Below are 19095 nucleotides of genomic sequence, written 5' to 3' on the forward strand. Positions count from 1 at the left end.
CCTCGGGACAAGGCTGAAGCGGCTAGCGCGAGCCCGCCGTGGACGACGGGGCCGCCGCTTCCGGAGCACCCGCGGGCACCGGCGCCGAATCTCCGGCCGGGGCCTGGAAGGTGCCCGTCTCAGGCTCCACGGCCCAGGCGGAGAACTTCCGCTGCGTCACGTCCCGCAGCTTCCCGTCCTCGTAACAGACCGAATAGACGAGGAAGAACTCCTTCTCCACCGACGGCGCGCCGTGGCGGTAGCAGTCCGCGCCCGTCGCATCCTTCTCACGCGCCATGGGGCGGCCGAGCAGCGCCATCACCTGGTCCGTCGTCATCCCCCCATGCATGGACTTGAAGCCGTGGTCGGTGATGACCTGGAATGTGGGACGCTGCTCGCGCACGAAGGTCCAGAACACCCCCGCGAGCACCACCGGCACCAGGGCGGCCAGGAGCGCCAGCGCCCAACGCCCCCGGGAGGCCTTCTGGTCTTCCTTGTCATAGGCCGAGAAGAGGTTGCCAGCGTCCGTCTGCTCGGCGGCCAGGGAGGCGTGCGGGAGGTTCTCTGTCGGGCTCACGTCGACTGACATGCCGTTCCAACAGCGCGGATGCAAGAAACTCCACGCCGCACCCCCGGTAACGCCCGCCCGGCAACTTCCCGAGCCGGTGCCTGGCGCTGGAGGGCTTCCTTTCGTGACAACGGAGTTCACAATCGGTGAGAGCCCAGCCTGCTACATCCCCCGCCAAGGTGGGAACCGGGAGATTCCAAAAGATGGCGAAGCGAGGCGCCGCCGGACGCAGCGTCACCCCCCAGAAGCCCCTGGAGCGCGATGCCCTGCCCGCGGGGGCGGAGCCGGACGAGGGGATGTTCTTCAACCGGGAGCTGTCCTGGCTGGCCTTCAACGACAGGGTCCTCCAGCTCGCCGAGTCCGCGGACGAGCCGCTCCTGGAGCGCCTCAAGTTCGTGGCCATCTACGCGCGCAACCTGGATGAGTTCTTCATGATTCGCGTCGCGCGCCTGCACGAGCAGGTGCGCGCCAACGTGGCGCGGCTGGTGCCGGACGGCGCGTCCCCGGGCGCCACGCTCGACAAGCTGCACGAGGGCATCTTCGAGCAGAGCAAGCGCCACAGCGCCATCTTCGAGAAGCTCCTGCGGCCCGCGCTCGCGGAGAAGGGCCTGCGCATCCTCACCGCGAAGGAGCTGGACGCCGACCAGCGCGCCCAGGTGGACCAGCGCTTCCGCGAGCAGATCTTCCCGGTGCTCACCCCGCTGGCCATCGGCCTGGGGCGGCACTTCCCGTACATCTCCAACCTGTCGCTCAGCCTCGCGGTGCTGCTGAGGGACCCGGAGGCGGGCGAGGAGAGCGTGGCCCGGGTGAAGGTGCCCAAGGAGCTGCTGCCCCGCTTCCTGCCCCTGAAGAACAACGTCTTCGTGCCGCTGGAGGAGGTCATCGCCCAGCACCTGGGGGACTTGTTCCCCGGCATGGAGGTGCTGAGCTGGAGCCTGTTCCGAGTCACCCGCGACGCGGACTTCACCGTGTCCGAGGACGCGGAGGATTTGCTCAAGGCGGTGGAGACGGAGCTGCGGCAGCGCCGGTTCGGAGACGTCATCCGCCTGGAGGTGCAGGCGGGCATGAGCCCCAAGCTGCTGGAGCCGCTGGTGGAGGCGCTCGGGCTGGAGTCCCGCCAGGTGTACGAGGAGCAGGGCCTGTTGGGTCTGGGCGACGTGCAGGCCATCGCCTTCGCCCCCGGCTTCCCGGAGCTGAAGGACGCGCCGTGGGTATCCGTCACCCAGCCCCGGCTGCGCCCGGACACGGACACGCCCGAGGGCGTCACGGTGATGGCGGCGATGCGGCGGGGGGATTTGCTCGTCCACCATCCCTATGACTCGTTCGCCACGTCGGTGGAGCGCTTCGTCACGGAGGCGGTGGCGGACCCGGATGTCCTCGCCATCAAACAGACCGTCTATCGCACCTCCGACAGCTCACCGCTGGTGCCCGCGCTGATTACGGCCACGGAGAACGGCAAGCAGGCCGTGTGCATGGTGGAGCTGAAGGCCCGCTTCGACGAGCGCACCAACATCAAGTGGGCCAACGCGCTGGAAGAGGCGGGCGTGCACGTCGTCTACGGCATCCCCTCCCTCAAGACACACGCGAAGGCCATCCTCATCGTCCGGCGCGAAGGCGAGCGGGTGCGGCACTACGTGCACATCGGCACCGGCAATTACAATCCGAAGACGGCGCGCCTCTACACGGACATGGGCCTGTTCACCACGGACCCGGACATCGGCGCGGACGTGGCGGACCTGTTCAACTACCTCACCGGCTTCGGCCGGCCCAAGAGCTTCCGCAAGCTGCTGGTGGCGCCCCTCACCATGCGCGAGGGCCTGCTGGAGCACATCAAGCGCACCGTCGTCGCGCACACGCTGGAGCGCCCCTCGCGCATCCAGATGAAGATGAACGCGCTGGTGGACCCGGGCATCATCCGCGCCCTCTACGACGCGTCGCGCGCCGGAGTGAAGGTGGAGCTCAACGTGCGCGGCATCTGCTGCCTGCGTCCCGGCGTGCCCGGCATGTCCGAGAACATCCGCGTGGTGTCCACGCTGGGCCGCTTCCTGGAGCACGCGCGCGTCTACATCTTCGAGCGCGGCACGGAGCTGCGCTGCTACATCGGCTCCGCGGACCTGATGCCTCGCAACCTGGACCACCGCGTGGAAATCCTCGCGCCGGTGGAGGACCCGACGCTGGCCGCGCAGGTGAAGGACTCGCTGGAGCGCAGCCTCGTGGACAACACCCACGCGTGGGAGCTGCAACCCGATGGCAACTGGCGCCGCCTGACGCCTCCCGCGGGCGCGGACAAGCGCTGGGCCCAGGGCGAAGTCATGGAGCGCGCCACCCGCCTGGCCCAGTTCCAGGGCGGCCGCCCCCTGCCTTGAAGGAGGGCCCCGAACCCCTGGGGCCCCACCCTCCTCAACGCGCCGACGAGGGCCGACGCGTCGTCCACCACGAGCACTTCGCCTTACGGCGCGGGGTGCGAAGCGGAGGACGCGGGCGCGCCCTGGGCTCGCAGACCTGATTGGACGATGACGGACCGCGCCATACGCCTCGCGCTTGCGCCCAGCGCGGAGAGCGTCCAGCGAAACGAATGCACCAGGTGGCCACGCATGACTCGCTTCCTTCAGGGGTGTGGAAACAGAGGACAGACCGGATAATCAGGCGCGCCTGTGCCACAACTGAAGGTCGGAATTCAAGCATTACCTATAAAATGGCGATGATGCTGTAATTTCGTAAGTCAGCCTCCAAGGTCCCTGGAGACCTCCTCGCGGCGATGGGCCTCCACCTCGAGGACCTCCTTCCACTGAATCCACCCGGAGCGGGCGGCGTGGCGGGCGGCCGTCGTCGTGTCATCCACGACGACGAGCTGGCTGCCGGCGTCGCGGATGTCGGCGGCGATGAGCTCCAGCTCGCGCGCGCGGCGGGGGTGGCCGGGCACGTTGCGGATGTAGACGCAGAGGACTCGGCCGGGGAACTCGCGGGCGATGGTGCGGTAGTGCTCCGCGTCCTCCTGGCCGCTGTCTCCGATGAGGATGAAGGGCAGGTGCGCCAGGTCCGCGAACAGCCCGCGCATCTTGTCGAGCTTGTGGCCGTGGCCGCCGCCGGGCGCGAAGCCCTGGCTGGACAGGCCCCAGTCGCGCAAGAGCAGCGGGCCGGTGGGGATGTGGTGCAGCGCGAGGAACTCGTCCAGGTGCTCGTACAGGTTCCACGGGCTGCTGGAGACGTAGAAGATGGGGTTGTCCCCCGTCCCCTCCGGGCCCGCCTGGAGCGCGGCGTAGAAGGCATCCACGCCCGGGAAGGGCAGGCGCACGCGGTGCTCGGTGAGGAACAGGGCCCAGGCGCGCTTGAGCGGGTCCGTCACGCCGGTGACGATGACGGTGTCGTCGATGTCGCTGATGACGCCATAGCCCGCGCTCGCTCCGGCCACTCGCACCGGGGCCGCCACGCGGGGCACGCCCGCCGCCTCCGGCGACAGCAGCTCCAGCTCCACCATGTGCCACCCGGAGCGCACGCCCTCCGGCGGAGCCACCCACAGTTCGAGGAAGCCCTCCTCGTCGGTGGTCCCCTCCCAGCGCTTGTCGCCCCAGCGCACCGCCACGTGGGCGCCCGCGATTTCGCGCGTCATGTAGCGCTTGTAGGAGGCCACGGCGCTGCTCCACAGCGTGTGGCGCTGCTTCTGCGGGCGGATGTGCCGGTCCTCCAGGACGCGGGCCTTGATGACGGCGCGCTCGGAGGTGCCATGGCCTCGGTAGGGGAGGATGCGCAGCGGCGGGGCGATGCCCAGCGAGCGACGCAGGCTCCGGCTCATCGCGTCATAGCGGGCGTCGACGCGGACGGCGAGTCGGTAGAAGGCGAGTCTTGGGTCGGCCATGGCGCGGAGCGTAAGGAGTGGGGGAGCCCGACTGTAGAAGACTCCGGGGCGGCTCGCGGGGCAAAGCCGCGAGGAAGTCTTCGCGGCCGGTGAAGCCTTCGGGTTTCGTATCCCGAGAGCCGCACTCTCTTCTCCCTCACGACAAGGAGTCCCGCCATGCCGCGTCACTTCCGCTGGTTGCTGGCCGCTGTCTCGCTGCTCGTCGCCTCGGTGGCCGTGTCACAGACGGCACCGAGCATCACCTTCCAGTCCCCGTCCCAGGGCTGGAATGTCTTCGCCTCCTCCAACCCGCTGCCCTTCGGCGCCGCCGCGAGCATCGTGTTCGACGCCTCACGGCTGACGCAGTGCCGGGGCAACATCAACGCCAACACGCCGGGGTGGACGATTACCGGCCACTACCAGTTCAACAACGGGCCGGTGCAGAGCTTCTGGGTGGCGGGCTTCTCCTCCACGCCCAACCCGCCCGCGCCGTCCATTCCGCTCAACACGCGGGGCGACCTGGCCATCTGGTTCGAGAACACCAGCCGCTGGGGCTGCCAGGCGTGGGACTCCAACTTCGGCAACAACTACCACTTCAACGTGCAGTGACGTGACGGGGCGCGCGCGAGGGCTTCACGGACCTCGCGCGCTCCTCACATGCCCGCGATGCCGCCGATGCCGGGCTTGAAGCGCCAGATGAAGTAGGGCCCGTTCGCGGCGATGTGCGCCTTGGACTGGAGCATGTGGTGGGGAATGGCGCTGTCGGCCACGTAGAGCCAGCCGTCCGGCCCGTGGTTGAGCGCGTCCGCCCAACGGATTCGAGGGGACTTCACCAGCGTCTCCAGCCGTCCGTCCGGACTCATGCGCAGCACCGCGCCGTGCTCCACGTCGGTCATCAGCACGTTGCCTTCCGCGTCCGCGCTCAGCCCGTCGTTGAGCGGCTTGCGGCCCACGGCCTGGAGGCGTTGGGCGAGCGCCTCGTCATCCAGGCTGGCGTCGCGCAGGTCCTGGGTGCGCACGCGGTACATGGTGTCGTGGTTCATCGCGGCGAACCACAGCCACTCGTCGCTCGGGTCCAGGGCGATGCCGTCGACCCCGCACTTCAGCGCGGCGATTCCGCCGAAGAACACCATGTCCTTGATGGGATTGCGGATGACGAAGTCGCGAGGGAACACGGACGCGTGTTTCTCCAGCACGCGGCGAGCCTGCTTCGCGGCCACGTCGTAGACGACGAGCGCGGGCGAGCGGCGCCAGAAGCCCACGTCCGCGATGAACACCGTCCCGCCCTTCGCATCCACACGCAGGTCCTGGAGGAAGGAGCCCGGGGGGGCGATTTGCGGCGGGAAGTCGAACTCGTGCGCGAGGTGTCCGTTGGCCAGGTCGAAGGCCAAGAGGCGCGGCACGCCGAGGCCGTGGTTGCCATGGTCGATGGTCCACAGCCAGTCGCGCCGGTCGACGGTGATGCCGAGCACGGTGTCGAAGAGCTTCTTCTGGAGCGCCTCCGCGGGGAACGGCACGGCCTTGCCGTCCACCCACTCCCACATTTTCGCGCCCTCGGGGCGGCTCTCCGGGTGGAGCGTGTAGAACAGGCGCCCCGTCGACGACACCGCCACGTTGCCGATGGGCTCCGCGCTGCGCACCACCTCTTCCAGCGCGCTGTCCGGGAGCAGGGGCATGCCCGTGACGTCCGGGTACGGCTCGCCTCCGCCGTAGCGCAGGCGCACGCCCACCGTCGCGAGCACCAGCAACCCCACGACGGCGAGGACACCCTTGAAGACCCGGAGGGCGCGTGCGCCCGGGGCGGGAGAGGACTCGGGGAGGGATGGAAGCGGAGCGGCCATGAAGGGAACCGGGGAGGTGAGCCCACCTGACGCGGTGGGGCCTCACTCTCCCTCAATACGGAGGCCGCCGACGAGTGGTTCTGCGGCCCGCTTCACCGTGACGTCGCTCGGTGGAGCAGAGGAGCGCCGAGGCCTGAACACCCCTGTCGAGTGACATGGCCTGGCAGTGGCTTCGTGGGTAGTGTCCTCCCATGACGACCTGGACCGCCCATGCCTTCGCGCGGGGACTGGCCGCGCTGAGGCAATTCGCTCAGGCCGAGCCGGAAAACACCCGTCTGGCCCGCGCCGACTTTCCAGCGCACTGGGACCCCATCCGCTTCCCCTGGATGGACACCTCGCTGCTCGCCTGGACGCTTCATGGCCGGGAGGACGCGGAGGGCCGCACCGCGGCGGACCGTCAGTTGCTGACAGCGGGCGCGCGCCTGTCACGCGCGGAGCGCTCCATCCTCCAGGCCCTGGCTGCTTCGTGGTGCTCGATATTCGAGGTCCAGGACGTCCAGTTGGGCAAGAGCCTCCGACTGAGGGACTTGCTCTTCGACGAGGTGCTGGAGTTTCGCGAGCAGAGCCTGACCTTTCAGGTGGTGCCGGGCGATGTCTTCGTGACCTGGGCCATGCCCGCGGGAGACCACCTGGAGCTGACGGGCGGCACGGTGGTCGTCGCCGCATCCCAGCACCCGCTCCTCCTCGACTCCGTGCGCCGTGAGCTGGGCACCTTGCCGCCCCTGGACGACCTCGCGGGGCGACGACGCCAGGTGCGTCGCCGGGCGCCGTTCCTGTTCCGACGCGTGATGGAGCTGATCTCCGAGGAGGCGCCCTCCTTCGACGAGGAAGAGGCCATGGCCTTCGCTGAGTCGCTGCTTCCTCCCCGCCGCCGTGCGTTCCAGGACTTCGCTGGACAGCGGCCTCGCAAGAGGAAGTCCGCGTCGAAGGGCGAGCTCGAGGAGGGCTCGGCGTATGTCTTCAAGCTAGGCCCCATCGACACGGGCCAGGACGGGCCGGTGTCCTTCTACATGGCGGTGGAGGCCGGCGGCTACGTGCTCCCTCCCGAGTGTGTCGCGCGGGACGTGGACGGACTGGCGGCCCTGGCCAGAGTCCTGAAGGGCCGGAAGGTCTACTGCGAGAGCCGGCTGGCTCGAGCGGGCGCGGCCTTCGGGTTCGTCTCGCGGCCCGCGCCGCTCTCCATCGTCTCGCTCCGTGCGCACCTCGCCGTGCAGTCGTACTGGATGCCACGCAAGGCGCCGAGGGTGCCTCCGGATGACATGGAGGCCTTTCTCCTGGCCACCACGGCCCTCATCCGCGCGGCCCCGTGGGAGCTGTGGACCAACGGGGAGCTGTTCACCGTCACCCTGGAGGGACGTGTGAAGGGGACGCGTGAGCTGTCCGTGATGGGCAATGGCGAGGCGGAGTTCGGCTTCTCGCTCTTCGACCGGATGGGGTCGGCGGACCGGGTGGCCCGCTCCAGTCCCGCCGTGCCGGGAGTGGACATGCTCATCCCGGACGCCCTGGGACTGACGCTCGATGACACCCCCGCCTGGGCGAGCAAGGCGATTCAGCAGCACACCGGCGTCCCCTTCGTCCCCGACCTGCTCCGGGTCCAGAGGAACAAGCTGCTTCCCGGCGACGTCGAGGACATGCGGGTCGCGACGGCGATAGCGCTCGCGCTGGCGGAGGCGAGACCCGAGGACGCGACAACAGAAACAGAGCTGCGCCTGGGGGACTTCCACCTGCGCGTGAAGCTGGAGGTGCCCCTGCCCCTGCTCACGGGCTTCTACGTGGGCAAGGTGGACCTGGCGAGCATCCCGCTCCAGCCGCCCAAGTCCTCGGGCAAGGCCACGCGCAAGGTGCCCCAGCGCAAGGTCTCCGAGACGCTGCTCGACTTCGCGCGGCCCCTCCTCGAGGACATCGAGAGTTCGGAGAGTCCCCAAGAAGAGCTGTTCACCGTCCTCGCCCTGGCGCTCAGCGCGTGGAACGCCGTCGTGCAGGACAAGTGGGAGCCGGAGAAGGGCTGGGTGGAGCGGGCTCGCGCCACCTTGCGGCGCATGCCTCGCGAGGATGGCGAGTTGATGGAGAAGGACTTCGAGCTGCTGGTGGCGCGCAAGAAGCAGCGTGACTTCGCGGACGACCCACGCCTGCTCACCGGACTGGACGTGGTGATACGCCACAAGGGCGAGCTGGGTGTCCAGCTCATCGGCGTGGTGACGCCCGGGGCGTGGAAGGAGTTCTTCGGGGCGTAGCGCCTGTCGATGGCCTGCTGGGGTCAGTCCTTTCGCCCCAGCGTCCGGTCCAGGTTGTACGCGGCGCTGATGAGCGACAGGTGGGTGAGCGCCTGCGGGAAGTTGCCGAGCGACTCGCCCGACATGCCCGTCTGCTCCGCGTACAGCCCCACGTGGTTGGCGTAGCCCAGCATGCGCTCGAAGGTGAGCCGCGCCTCCTCCAACAAGTCCGGCCGCACCGGGTTCGCCCGCGTCATCGCCTCCACCAGCCAGAAGCTGCACAGGTTGAAGGTGCCTTCGCTCCCGGCGATGCCATCCAGCGTGGCCGCCACGTCGTAGCGGAACACCAGCCCGTCCGACGTCAGGCCGCCCTGCGACGGCGGCTTTCGCATGCGGTCCAGCGTCGAAATCATCCGCGGGTCCACCGGCGACAGGAAGAACACCAGCGGCATCAGCAGATTCGCCGCGTCCAGCGTGTCCTTCCCGTACGCCTGGATGAAGGAGCCGCGCTCCTCGCTCCAGCCCCGGGCCATGATGTCCTCGAAGATGGCATCGCGCGTCGCGAGCCACTTCGGCCGGTCCGCCGGGAAGCTGCGCTTGTCCGCCAGGCGGATGGCCCGGTCCACCGCCACCCAGCACATCAGCTTCGAGTACACGAAGTGCCGCCGTCCCCCGCGCACCTCCCAGATGCCCTCGTCCGGCTGGTTCCAGTGCTCGCACACCCAATCCACCAGCCGCCGCAGGTGCCGCCAGAAGTCGTAGGAGATGGGCGCCGCGTGCTTGTTGAACAGGTACACCGAGTCCATCAGCTCGCCATAGATGTCGAGCTGGAGCTGGTCCGCCGCCCCGTTGCCGATGCGCACCGGCTTCGCGCCGCCGTAGCCCTCCAGGTGCGTCAGCTCCACCTCGTCCGGCACCCGGCTGCCGTCCAACGAGAACATCAGCGGCAGCGGCCCGTCCCCCTGCTCCGCGCACCGCGCCTCCACCCACCGCATGAAGGCCGCCGCCTCCTTCTTGAAGCCGATGCGCAGGAACGCGTAGACGGTGAAGGCCGCGTCCCGCAGCCAGCAGTAACGGTAGTCCCAGTTGCGAGTGCCACCGGGTGACTCGGGCAGGCTGCACGTGGGCGCCGCGACAATCGCGCCCGTCGGAGCGAACGTCATCAGCTTCAACGCCAGCGCCGAGCGCTGCACCGTCTCCCGCCACCGCCCCGTGTACTGACAGCCCGACAGCCAGTGGCGCCAGTACTCCACCGTGCCGCGAAAGAGCGCCTCCGCCGACTCATGGCTGTGCACCAGCTCCTCGCACGACACCCGCATCCCATCCCTGAGCGAGAAGACGGCGGACTGGTTCTCCTTCAGCACGAAGCTCGCCGTGACACCGCGCTCCGTGCGCTGCATGGGCACGGAGCTCGCCAGGGTGAGCTGGAGCTTCTCCGACTCGAAGGCGGCCCCACCGGAGATGAGGTGCGTGGTGTGAGTGTCCCGGGCGTAGTTGAAGGCCGGGAAGCACTCCAGCTCGAACGCCATCTCCCCGCGCACCACGCGCACGCGCCGGAGCACCTCGCGCACGTCATCCTCGTCCTCCCGCCCCATGGGCATGAAGTCGATGAGCTCCCCCACGCCGTCCGGCGTGTAGAAGCGCGTCACCAGCACGTTGGTGTCAGGCCAGTAGAATTGCTTGCACAGCACCCCGTCCGGCTTGGGGTGGATGCGCCAGTGGCCCCCCTTCTGGGGGTCCAGCAGCGCGGCGAACACGCTGGGGCTGTCGAAGTGCGGGTAGCACATCCAGTCGATGGTGCCCTCGTTGCCAATCAACGCCACCGTGCGCAGGTCGCCAATGACGCCGTGGTCCTCGATGGGCACCGAGCCCCCCGCCGTCGTCTGTCTGCCGTCCCGCATACGCACCTCGCCCTAGCTGAAGGTGATGACCTGCTTGATTCCCTTGCCCGCCTTGCCCGTCACCACGTCGAGGAAGTCCTCCGGCGGATGGCGCGAGGTGATGAGCCGCTCCAGCCCGCCCGGCCAGCGGGCCCTGAAGCGCGCCAGGTCCTCCAGCGCCGCGTCGAAGTCCGTGGCCGCCGCGTTCACCGTGCCCAGCAGCACCTGGTTGCGCAGCACCACCTGCTTGAGGAACTCCTCGCCCGCGAGCGACAGCGGCTGCTGGTCCGACGGCACCCCCGTGAAGATGAAGACGCCGTTGTTCGCCAGCGTCTTGAGCGCATCGAACGCCGCCTTCACCACGCCAGTGGCCTCATAGATGAGGTCCGGCTCCCCCACGCTGCGCACCAGTTCGTCCGGGGACACGTCCTTCGTGGAGAGGTAGGGCGCGCCCGCGGCCTCCGCCGCCTCGGCCTTCGGGTTGGGCTTGCTGCTGTGCGAATACACGGTCGTGGCGAAGCCCCGCCGCAGCAGCGTCAGCACCGCGAGCTGTCCCACCGGCCCCGCGCCCAGCACCACCGCGCGCCCCGGCGCGGGACGCCATGGCAGCCGCTCCTGGATTCGCTCCCACTCGCGCAGGCCCTTCTCGGCGATGGTCAGCGGCTCGGTGAGCACGGCGACCTCGCGCAGCTCCCTGGGGACTCGGTGCACGTACGCCACGTCCTCCACGAAGCGCTCCGAGCAGAAGCCATGGGCCTCCTTGATGCCTCGCTCGGTGTAGTCCCCGGTGATGCAGAAGTCCGGATGGCCGCCGCGACACGCGGGGCACGTGGCATGGGGACACGGCCTGCGCACGCGCGGCACCACGAGGTCTCCGACCTGGAGTCCCTTCACCGCCGAGCCCACCTCCACCACCTCGCCCAGACACTCGTGGCCGAGGATGAGGAAGTCCGAGCCGGGCGGCGGCGTGCCGTAGGAGAACGAGACGATGTCCTTGTCCGTGCCGCACACGCCTGTTTCGAGGGTGCGCACCTTCACCTGCGTGGGGGACTGGAGCCATGGCTCGGGTGCGTCGATGACGCGCACCTCTCTCTTCACGGGAAAGACGGCGACGGCCTTCATGCGCGGCTCCTGCCCTTGCGAGTGCCGAATCCTGGTTGAGGTGTTCACCGTGAGGGCGGGACACCAGGGTCAAGGGTTGGGGGGTACACAGCGCCCGGTCGCCCGCTGACCAGCGGCGGATGTCGACGAGTGCACGAAACCGCTGCCAGCCGGAGGCGACCGGTCTATGAGTGGAGCCCGTGAGCGAACCCCTCCCCGCCGCCCCCACCGACGACACGCCCCGCGCCAGTCGCTCCACCGCCATCGGCACCGTGGCCTGCCTCCTCCTCGCCCTGCCCTTCCTGGTGCTCGGCCTGTGGCTGCTGGACGGAAAGTCGCGGATGGACTTCCGTTGCGAGCCGGGAGGGCCGTGCACACTGACTCGCTCCGGGTGGCTCACGCGCGAGCCGGTGGCCACGCTGCCGCTGGACGCGATTCAGGCCGTCACGGTGGAGCACAGCCGCAGCGCCCGCCGCACGTCCGTGCCCATCTACCGACCGCGGCTCGAGACGACGCAGGGCAAGCTGCCCCTCTTCGCGCAGTGGGCCACCGAGGAGAGCGAGGCCACCGCCGTGAAGGAGCAGGTGGAGCGCTACCTCGCCTCGCCAGGCACGGGGCCGCTGGAGGTGATTCGGGATGACCGGCGCGCGTCCCTGCGCGTGGGCGGCGCGTACACCGGCGTGGGCGTGGCGCTGCTCCTCTTCAGCGTGTGGCTGGCGTGGCGCACCAGGTCCCATCGCCGCGCCGAACGCTCCGCTTCAGGGGCCTGACAGTCACTCCGCACCCGGGACAGCGGGCCTCTGGCCCGCACCCGGGGGGTGGATTCCTGTCCCGGGGCTCCATGCTAGCTTCGCGAAGCATGGAAGCTTCTATCAACCCGAGAGGCTGGGGGGTCTGGCTGGTCGTGCTGTGGGCCTGCCTGGCTCCGGGACTGGCCCTGGCGAACACGCCCGACTCCGAGGAGTCGGCGGGGCTCTTCCGCCATCGCATCGAGCGCGCGGGGACGCTGTACGAGGCGCTGGAGTACGAGAAGTCCCTCAATTGGCTGACCCAGGCGAAGCAGGTGGCGTCCACCATCGACGAGCAGTCGGAGGTGGCGCTCTACCGAGGGCTGGTGCTCGCCGACCTGGGCCGCAGGAAGCAGGCGCTGGAGGAGTTCCGCACCGGCCTGACGCTGCGGCCCGAGGCGAAGCTGCCCGTCGCCGCGGCCCCCAAGGTGGAGCGGGACTTCGAGTCGGTGCGCAAGCAGGTGCAGCTCAAGCAAGGCACCGCGTCCGCGAAGGCCGCGCCCGTGGAGACGCCTGTTCCCGTCGTCGAGGAGCCGAAGGCCCTCGTGCCCGCGCCCGAGGAGAAGCAGGCGGAGGCGACTCCCGCGCCACAGTCCGAGACGAAGCCGGGCTTGCGCTCGCGACTGAGTGAAGCGGGTTCGTCGCTGGGGAAGAATGTCGGCTCGGCGCTGGGCTCCGCGCTGGACACGGTCATCGGCCCGAAAAACAAGCCCGCGACTCCGCCAGCATCCGACGCCGCGAACGAGAAGCCGTGAGGGCCGGGTTCAGTCCTGCGACAGGTTGAGCTTGAAGACGTTGGCGGTACCGGCCTTCACCTCGAAGCTGCGCGTCACCTTCTTCCCCAAGCGCGTGTTGACGGCCGTCACGGCATAGATGCCCTCGGGGACGTCGATGGTGGCGAGCGGTGTCTCGCCCAGCTTCTTGCCATCGAGATACACGACGGCGTAGGGGCGAATCCGGAACGCCACCGAGCCCAGCGCGCCCTTCACCGCTCGTGACGCGGGCTTCTTCGGCTCCGCGCTCGGGGCCTGTGTGTCACTGGCGGGTGAGGCCACGTAGCTGAGCAGGCCGCTGTCCTCATCCGCCCCGACGACCAACTCTCCCTGCGCCCGCTTCGCAGCGAGCTGCGCCTCCAGCGCGGCTTCGCCTTGCGGGTCCTCGGCGTCCTGTGCGGGAGGAGGAGTCTTCGTGGCTCCTTGCGCCGCGGTGGCGGTGCCCGTCTGAGTCTCGGGTGAACCCGCCACCGTTGCGGACGTTCCTATCGGAACCTCGGGCGAACCCGCCACCTGCGCAGGCGCGCCCATCGGAGCCTCGGGAGCACCGGCCACGTTCGTGGACGCACCTGTCGGAGTCTCGGGCACGGGGGCCGAAGTTCCTCGGCCGAGCAACGCATAACCCCCACCCGCCACGAGCAACACCGCGCCCGTGATTGCCGCCGGCACGAGCATCTTCCGCTTCGCGTTCCTCGGGTCCACGCGGGGACGCGTCTCGGTCTCCTGCTCGAACACGGCCGGCGCCTCGGCACGTTCTCCCGTCCGCGCGAGCGGCTTGCGCGAAGGCCCCGAGGGCACGGTGCGCTCGGGTGTCTCCTCTCGAGCCTCCCGGGCCTCGGGCCGCGAAAGCATCGGCGCGGGCGTCGGAACGATTCGCTCCTCCACCACCTGCTCCACGGCCTGGGCCACCTGGTACGCGCCCACCGGCTCGCCCACCGACAGCACGAAGCGCTCCAGGTCCACCTGCAGCGCGCGACAGTCCGGGTAGCGGTCCTCGCGGTCCTTCCGCAGCGCTCGGGTGATGATGTCCTGGAGCGCGGCGGGGACATCCTGACGATAGCGGCTCACCGGCATCGGCTCGCGCGAGACGATGGCCTGCATCAACACCAACTCCGATGCCCCATCGATGGGCAGCTTTCCCGTGAGCAGTTCGTACAGCACCACGCCCAACGCATACACATCCACGCGCCGGTCCAACGGGTCCGCCCGCACCTGCTCGGGCGGCATGTACGCGACCTTGCCCTTCACGATGCCCGTCTGGGTGCGGTGCTTCTGTCCCGCCACCTTGGCGATGCCGAAGTCCACCACCTTCACCGCGCCCTGCCGGGACACGAGGATGTTGTCCGGGCTCACGTCACGGTGAATCAACCCGAGCGGCTGCCCCGTCGTCGGGTCCGCGAAGTCATGCGCGAAGGCCAGGCCCTCCGCCGCCTGCGCCACCACCTTCGCGCAGATGTTGGGCGCCAAGGGCTGTCCCTTCGACGCGGCCTGTCGCTGCCAGCGCCGCAGGTTGGGGCCGTCGATGAGCTCCATCGCGAGGAAGTAGCTGCCCTCCGCCTCACCGAAGTCGAAAATCTGGACGATGTGGGGATGGTTGAGCCCGGCGACGAGCCGCGCTTCACCGAGGAACATCTCCACGAAGGACGGGTCCTCCGCGAGGTGCGGGAGGATGCGCTTGAGCACCAGCGTCTTCTCGAAGCCCCCCGGCCCGGCCGCCTTCGCCAGGAACACCTCCGCCATGCCACCCGTCGCCAGCTTGCGGACGAGCTGATATTTCCCCAATTGCATTGCCCGGGAGGTTCCCTCACCTCTGTGTCCAAGGGAACCCCGGAGCCTGCCCTCCAGTCCGGGACGGACGGGCGAGCACCGGAAGCAAGCGCCTCCGGAGTCCCTACGTTTCAGAGGCCAAGGTCACGAAGTGCTTGTACCCCCGTCCAAGGGCGGGGCCTCCCCGCTCGCCGGGCGAGGAAGCAGGACGGCGTGCGCTCTCGCTGTGAGCCCGCCACCCCTTCCACTCTGCCCACATATGCCTAGCTTGTGGCCGATGCTGCGTGCCCTCCTTGGCCGATGGCGAAGCTCGCTGCGCCTGCTCCGGCCAGCGCACGTGGAGGCCGACCACGCGAAAATCTCCGTCACCCAGTTGGGCCACCGCTACGGCAACAAGGTCGTGGCGCTCCAGGACGTGGACCTGAACGTCCGCTCCGGAGAGCTCGTCTGTCTGTTGGGCCCATCGGGCTGTGGCAAGTCCACGCTCCTCTACGCGCTGGCGGGCCACGTGCAGCCCACCGGCGGCACGGTGTCCATTGATGGACAGCGCATCTCCGGACCCGGGCCGGACCGGCTCCTGATGTTCCAGGAGGCCGCCCTCTTCCCGTGGCTGACGGTGCGCGGAAACATCACCTTCGCCCTCGCGGCCCGAGGCGTGCCTCGCTCCGAGCGCAAGGAGCGCGCGGACCAGTACATCCGCCGCGTGCAGCTCCAGGGCTTCGAGGAGACGCTGCCGCACCAGCTCTCCGGCGGCATGAAGATGCGCGCCAGCCTGGCGAGGGCGCTCGCGGTGGACCCGACGGTGCTGCTCATGGACGAGCCCTTCGGCTCGCTGGACGCGCAGACGCGCATCCACATGCAGGAGCTCCTTCAATCCATCTGGATGCGCACCCACAAGACGATTGTGTTCGTCACGCACGACGTGCACGAGGCGCTGATGCTGGGCACCCGCGTCGTCCTGATGGCGCCGCGTCCGGGGCGCATCGTGAGGGATTTGGAGGTCCACCTGCCCATGCCGCGCCACCCGGAGGACGCGGCGCTCACGGAGATGGTGCGCCACGTCCAGGGCCTCTTGCGCGAGGTGGAGCGCAACACGCTGCCGGAAGCCACGCCGCCGCGAGCCACGGCGCCCGCCGCGTCGAGCCCCCCGCTGCCCGCGTCGGGACTGCCCCGGCCCGCGAGGTGAGCCATGAAGCGCGACGCCCCCTTGAAGAACTACGCGCAGAAGCTGGGCCTGGTGGTGGTGCTGCTGGGCCTCTGGGAGGGCCTGTCCCGCCTGGGCATCTGGTCTCCGTACCTCTTCCCCGGCCCGGTGACGGTGTCCAAGAGCCTCTGGAGCATGGCATCCGACGGGCGCCTGTTGGATGCCACGCTGCGCTCGCTGGGGCGACTGGGCCGTGCCTACGTGGTGTCGGTGGCCATCGGTGTGCCCCTGGGCCTGTTGATGGCGCGGCTGGCCTTCTTCCGCAACGCGGTGAAGCCGGTGGTGATGGGACTGCAAGCGCTGCCGTCCATCTGCTGGCTGCCCTTGGCGTTGCTGTGGTTCGGGCTGACGGATACCTCCATCCTCTTCGTCGTGGTGATGGGCAGCGTGCTGGGCATCGCCATCGCCACCGAGGACAGCGTGCAGGGCGTGGACCCGCAGTTGTTGCGAGTGGCCAGCACATTGGGGGTGCGCGGCCTGCGCTTCCAGTTCGGCGTGCTGCTGCCGGCGGCGCTGCCGGGCATCGTCACGGGGCTCAAGCTCGGGTGGAGCTTCGCGTGGCGCGCGCTGCTGGCTGGAGAGCTGCTGTTCGTCTCGGGAGGCTTGGGACAGTTGCTCACGGTGGGGCGCGAGCTGATGGACGTGCCGCAAGTGATGGCGGTGATGGTGGCCATCATCATCATCGGAATCACCGTGGACCGTGTCCTCTTCCAGACGGTGGAGGGCCGGCTGCGGCGTCGGTGGGGGCTGGAAGGCGCGATGTGACGGGCGGGGACGTGAAGCGCCCGACGCTTGGGTGTCGACACCCGTTGCCAACCTGACCCGCCGTCCCTCTTCTGGGTGCCTATGCGCGCCTTTCGGTTCCTGGCTGTCCTCGTACTCGCCGGCCTCGCGGGGCTGGGCGTGGGTTGCAAGCGTGACGCGTCTGGTGGTGCCGACGCTCCGTTGAGGCTGGGGTTCTTCCCCAACATCACGCATGCGCAGGCGCTGGTGGGCAACGGGGAAGGGACGTTCGGGGCGGAGCCTGGCGTGGGCAAGCTGGAGGTGAAGCAGTTCAACGCGGGGCCCGCGGCCATGGAGGCGCTGGTGGGCGGCTCGTTGGACGTGTCGTACGTGGGCACGGGGCCCGCCATCAACACGTACCTCAAGGCGGGGCGCGACTTGCGCATCATCGCGGGCGCGGTGAACGGCGGGGCGGTGCTGGTGACTCGCACGGCGAAGTCGGCGGCGGAGCTGAAGGGGAAGAAGGTTGCCACGCCCCAGCTTGGCAACACGCAGGACATCGCGCTGCGCTACTGGCTGAAGCAGCAGGGGTTGAGCACGAACCTGGATGGGCAGGGCGACGTGCAGATTGTGCCGCTGACGAACTCGGACATCCTGGTGCAGTACCTGCGCGGGGGAATCGAGGGCGCGTGGGTGCCGGAGCCGTGGGGCACGCGGATGCTGCTGGAGCCGGAGGGTGGCGGGCAGATTCTCGTGGACGAGAAGACGCTGTGGCCGGAGGGGAGGTTTCCCACCACGGTCATCGTGACGACTCGCAAGGTGTTGGAGACGCAGCGGCCGCGAATCGTCGCGTTGCTGCGCGCGCACGTGAAGCTGACGGAGCGGTGGGAGAAGGACCCGGCGGGCTTCACCGCGGCGGTGAACTCGGCGTTCGGGAAGCTGACGCAGAAGCCGTTGCAGCCGGCGATTCTGCAGGGTGCGTTCTCACGACTGGAGCCAAGCCTGGACCCGGTGCCTGGCGCGCTGAGCACCGCCGCGAAGCATGCGCAGGAACTGGGCTTCATCCCTACCTCGGACATCAGCGGGCTGGTGGACTTGAGCGCGCTGAATGAGGCGCGTGGGGGCGGGGCGAAGAACTGAGCAGGGCCGCGACTCAGGAAATGGGTGCGTCGGGCGGAGGGTAGACGAGCACTCGAACGGACGGGATTCGCGCGAAGGACTCTTCGATGAAGGGGAAGACCTCCTCCCACGCCAAGCCACCATTTCCGCAGCCCAGGGCGGGAACGGCCAGCGACTGAATCCCTCGACGTTGAACCTCCTCGACGAGGGACGCCAGGCCGGTGCGAATCCACTCCAGGAGCGAAGGCTGGCGCCAGCTCCGCTTCGTCGGGAAGTTGATGACCCACCGCGGGCCCTTCGATGAACCCACGTCAAAGACGTGGACGCGGCCCATCTCGAGGCGGCCCGCCTTCGCCTCGCGTTTGTACTCCTTGAACATCGCGGGGAAGGCTCGCTTGAACTGAAGCGCGATACCCTTGCCCATCACGCCTTCCGTGTTGGCGGCGTTGATGAGCGCCTCGACATCCGCTTGGAGGAGATCGCCTTCGACGAGTTCAATCATCGGTGTTCCTCTTGATGAGTTGACGTGGCGGAAGCGACACCTTTCTTTCGAGCGTAGCCCCTGACGGTCCCCGCGTGGTGAACGGTGGGCAGCCTCCCTGCTGGCACATCAGGTGTGTGTCGTCGTTGGTGAGCCGGTCGGCATTGAAGAGCACTTCAATACACGTGTGGTGCTCGTCCACGCTACGGACCATCGGGCTCACCCACACAGAGACCTTTCCTTCCACCCAGAGGTAACGGGCGACCTGTTTCTACTCCATGCCCAGCAGCCCTTCAGGCCACAGGAAGCCGACCTCCCAGGAACTTCACGCCCACCCTTCGCGGGCGGCCACTGCACTACACTGAGGTCGATGTGCAGGGAGGGCGGGACATTATCTGCCACCAGCCGCGCTCCTAAGAGACGACACGCTTCAGCATCAAGGAGCAATCGCTCCCAGAAGACCTTGAAGTTGATAGGGCCGAGCCCCCGCACGACCGGACTCTCATTCTTCTCACAAACGAACCGACCCCTTCGCCGATGTTTGCGTGACATTAGTCACTGGGAACTTCTCCAGCAGGCCAATGGCTAAGTTACTTTGCGCGCGGAAGCACACGCGACGGCTCCGCCCTTCCACGAACGCTCCCGCCGCACCAGATGGAACTCGGCGAGGTGCGGTGGGCTTTTCGGTGGTGCTGGTGTTGCTGAGCGAAGTGGTTGATGGAGATCGCGGTCGCGACGAGCGCGCTGGTTGCCGGGAAGGGATGTTGCAGGTCGCGCGGAGTCCAGCAGCGAGCCGGATTCTGGCGCGCCACGCTGCGTGAGG

Annotated in this window: 15 protein-coding genes; 8 read left to right on the forward strand and 7 right to left on the reverse strand. The window is 68.8% G+C overall.

Translation table 11 applies throughout. The features are described 5' to 3' along the window. Window positions 1–22: 22 nt before the first annotated feature. A complete protein-coding gene (locus G4D83_RS43250) occupies window positions 23–568 on the reverse strand; it encodes a hypothetical protein (protein ID WP_163870806.1) in 546 nt (181 codons plus the stop codon). 182 nt (window positions 569–750) lie between these two features. Between G4D83_RS43250 and ppk1 the strand changes: the two genes are divergently transcribed. Further along, window positions 751–2913: a polyphosphate kinase 1 gene (ppk1, locus tag G4D83_RS43255; RefSeq protein WP_163870807.1), complete on the forward strand. Its 2163-nt coding sequence runs from the start codon at window positions 751–753 to the stop codon at window positions 2911–2913. Between the two features lie 356 nt (window positions 2914–3269). On the opposite strand, the gene G4D83_RS43260 is transcribed toward ppk1, so the two are convergent. Continuing rightward, the gene (locus G4D83_RS43260; protein ID WP_163870808.1) at window positions 3270–4403 is read right to left on the reverse strand and encodes an App1 family protein; all 1134 of its coding nucleotides are present in this window, start codon (window positions 4401–4403) and stop codon (window positions 3270–3272) included. Between the two features lie 156 nt (window positions 4404–4559). On the opposite strand from G4D83_RS43260, the gene G4D83_RS43265 reads away from it, so the two are divergent. Beyond that, entirely contained in the window at window positions 4560–4991 is a 432-nt protein-coding gene (locus G4D83_RS43265) for a DUF6209 family protein (protein WP_163870809.1), read from the forward strand. A gap of 44 nt (window positions 4992–5035) precedes the next feature. On the opposite strand, the gene G4D83_RS43270 is transcribed toward G4D83_RS43265, so the two are convergent. After that, window positions 5036–6223: an L-dopachrome tautomerase-related protein gene (locus tag G4D83_RS43270; RefSeq protein ID WP_163870810.1), complete on the reverse strand. Its 1188-nt coding sequence runs from the start codon at window positions 6221–6223 to the stop codon at window positions 5036–5038. 191 nt (window positions 6224–6414) lie between these two features. Here G4D83_RS43270 and G4D83_RS43275 point away from each other — a divergent pair, with 191 nt between their 5' ends. Continuing rightward, window positions 6415–8457 (forward strand): hypothetical protein, encoded by a 2043-nt coding sequence (locus tag G4D83_RS43275; RefSeq protein ID WP_163870811.1) that lies wholly within the window; start codon window positions 6415–6417, stop codon window positions 8455–8457. Between the two features lie 23 nt (window positions 8458–8480). On the opposite strand, the gene G4D83_RS43280 is transcribed toward G4D83_RS43275, so the two are convergent. Together G4D83_RS43280 and G4D83_RS43285 are read right to left on the reverse strand one after the other, a co-directional pair. Continuing rightward, window positions 8481–10337 carry a glycoside hydrolase family 15 protein gene (locus tag G4D83_RS43280; protein ID WP_163870812.1) on the reverse strand — a complete coding sequence of 619 codons (1857 nt, stop codon included), beginning with the start codon at window positions 10335–10337 and terminating at the stop codon, window positions 8481–8483. Between the two features lie 12 nt (window positions 10338–10349). Further along, window positions 10350–11438, reverse strand: coding sequence for a glucose 1-dehydrogenase (locus G4D83_RS43285; RefSeq protein WP_163870813.1), 1089 nt, complete (start codon window positions 11436–11438; stop codon window positions 10350–10352). Window positions 11439–11617: 179 nt separating this feature from the next. Between G4D83_RS43285 and G4D83_RS43290 the strand changes: the two genes are divergently transcribed. Then, complete coding sequence (locus G4D83_RS43290) at window positions 11618–12187, forward strand: hypothetical protein (protein ID WP_163870814.1); 570 nt, start codon at window positions 11618–11620, stop codon at window positions 12185–12187. An 89-nt stretch (window positions 12188–12276) separates the two neighbouring features. After that, complete coding sequence (locus G4D83_RS43295) at window positions 12277–12960, forward strand: hypothetical protein (protein WP_163870815.1); 684 nt, start codon at window positions 12277–12279, stop codon at window positions 12958–12960. A 9-nt stretch (window positions 12961–12969) separates the two neighbouring features. Here G4D83_RS43295 and G4D83_RS43300 read toward each other — a convergent pair whose 3' ends face one another. Continuing rightward, window positions 12970–14766, reverse strand: coding sequence for a serine/threonine protein kinase (locus G4D83_RS43300; RefSeq protein WP_163870816.1), 1797 nt, complete (start codon window positions 14764–14766; stop codon window positions 12970–12972). Between the two features lie 256 nt (window positions 14767–15022). Here G4D83_RS43300 and G4D83_RS43305 point away from each other — a divergent pair, with 256 nt between their 5' ends. The 3 genes from G4D83_RS43305 (at window position 15023) to G4D83_RS43315 (ending at window position 17812) form a co-directional block, all read left to right on the forward strand. Further along, on the forward strand, window positions 15023–15931 hold the full coding sequence (locus G4D83_RS43305; RefSeq protein ID WP_163870817.1) for an ABC transporter ATP-binding protein: 909 nt from the start codon (window positions 15023–15025) through the stop codon (window positions 15929–15931). A 21-nt stretch (window positions 15932–15952) separates the two neighbouring features. Next, entirely contained in the window at window positions 15953–16714 is a 762-nt protein-coding gene (locus G4D83_RS43310; RefSeq protein ID WP_163870827.1) for an ABC transporter permease, read from the forward strand. Window positions 16715–16795: 81 nt separating this feature from the next. Beyond that, entirely contained in the window at window positions 16796–17812 is a 1017-nt protein-coding gene (locus G4D83_RS43315) for an ABC transporter substrate-binding protein (protein WP_163870818.1), read from the forward strand. A gap of 13 nt (window positions 17813–17825) precedes the next feature. Here G4D83_RS43315 and G4D83_RS43320 read toward each other — a convergent pair whose 3' ends face one another. After that, window positions 17826–18293: a macro domain-containing protein gene (locus G4D83_RS43320; protein WP_163870819.1), complete on the reverse strand. Its 468-nt coding sequence runs from the start codon at window positions 18291–18293 to the stop codon at window positions 17826–17828. Window positions 18294–19095: the final 802 nt, after the last annotated feature.

It is taken from the genome of Myxococcus eversor, assembly GCF_010894455.1.
GTDB classification, from domain to species: Bacteria; Myxococcota; Myxococcia; order Myxococcales; family Myxococcaceae; genus Myxococcus; species Myxococcus eversor.

Bases quoted from the DNA above. Each gene is read 5' to 3' on its own strand.
- G4D83_RS43320 (WP_163870819.1), bottom strand. From the start codon at position 18,293: ATGATTGAACTCGTCGAAGGCGATCTCCTCCAAGCGGATGTCGAGGCG.
- G4D83_RS43300 (WP_163870816.1), bottom strand. From the start codon at position 14,766: ATGCAATTGGGGAAATATCAGCTCGTCCGCAAGCTGGCGACGGGTGGC.
- G4D83_RS43285 (WP_163870813.1), bottom strand. From the start codon at position 11,438: ATGAAGGCCGTCGCCGTCTTTCCCGTGAAGAGAGAGGTGCGCGTCATC.
- G4D83_RS43305 (WP_163870817.1), top strand. From the start codon at position 15,023: ATGCTGCGTGCCCTCCTTGGCCGATGGCGAAGCTCGCTGCGCCTGCTC.
- G4D83_RS43270 (WP_163870810.1), bottom strand. From the start codon at position 6,223: ATGGCCGCTCCGCTTCCATCCCTCCCCGAGTCCTCTCCCGCCCCGGGC.
- G4D83_RS43295 (WP_163870815.1), top strand. From the start codon at position 12,277: ATGGAAGCTTCTATCAACCCGAGAGGCTGGGGGGTCTGGCTGGTCGTG.
- G4D83_RS43315 (WP_163870818.1), top strand. From the start codon at position 16,796: ATGCGCGCCTTTCGGTTCCTGGCTGTCCTCGTACTCGCCGGCCTCGCG.
- G4D83_RS43275 (WP_163870811.1), top strand. From the start codon at position 6,415: ATGACGACCTGGACCGCCCATGCCTTCGCGCGGGGACTGGCCGCGCTG.
- G4D83_RS43260 (WP_163870808.1), bottom strand. From the start codon at position 4,403: ATGGCCGACCCAAGACTCGCCTTCTACCGACTCGCCGTCCGCGTCGAC.
- G4D83_RS43250 (WP_163870806.1), bottom strand. From the start codon at position 568: ATGTCAGTCGACGTGAGCCCGACAGAGAACCTCCCGCACGCCTCCCTG.
- ppk1 (WP_163870807.1), top strand. From the start codon at position 751: ATGGCGAAGCGAGGCGCCGCCGGACGCAGCGTCACCCCCCAGAAGCCC.
- G4D83_RS43265 (WP_163870809.1), top strand. From the start codon at position 4,560: ATGCCGCGTCACTTCCGCTGGTTGCTGGCCGCTGTCTCGCTGCTCGTC.
- G4D83_RS43280 (WP_163870812.1), bottom strand. From the start codon at position 10,337: ATGCGGGACGGCAGACAGACGACGGCGGGGGGCTCGGTGCCCATCGAG.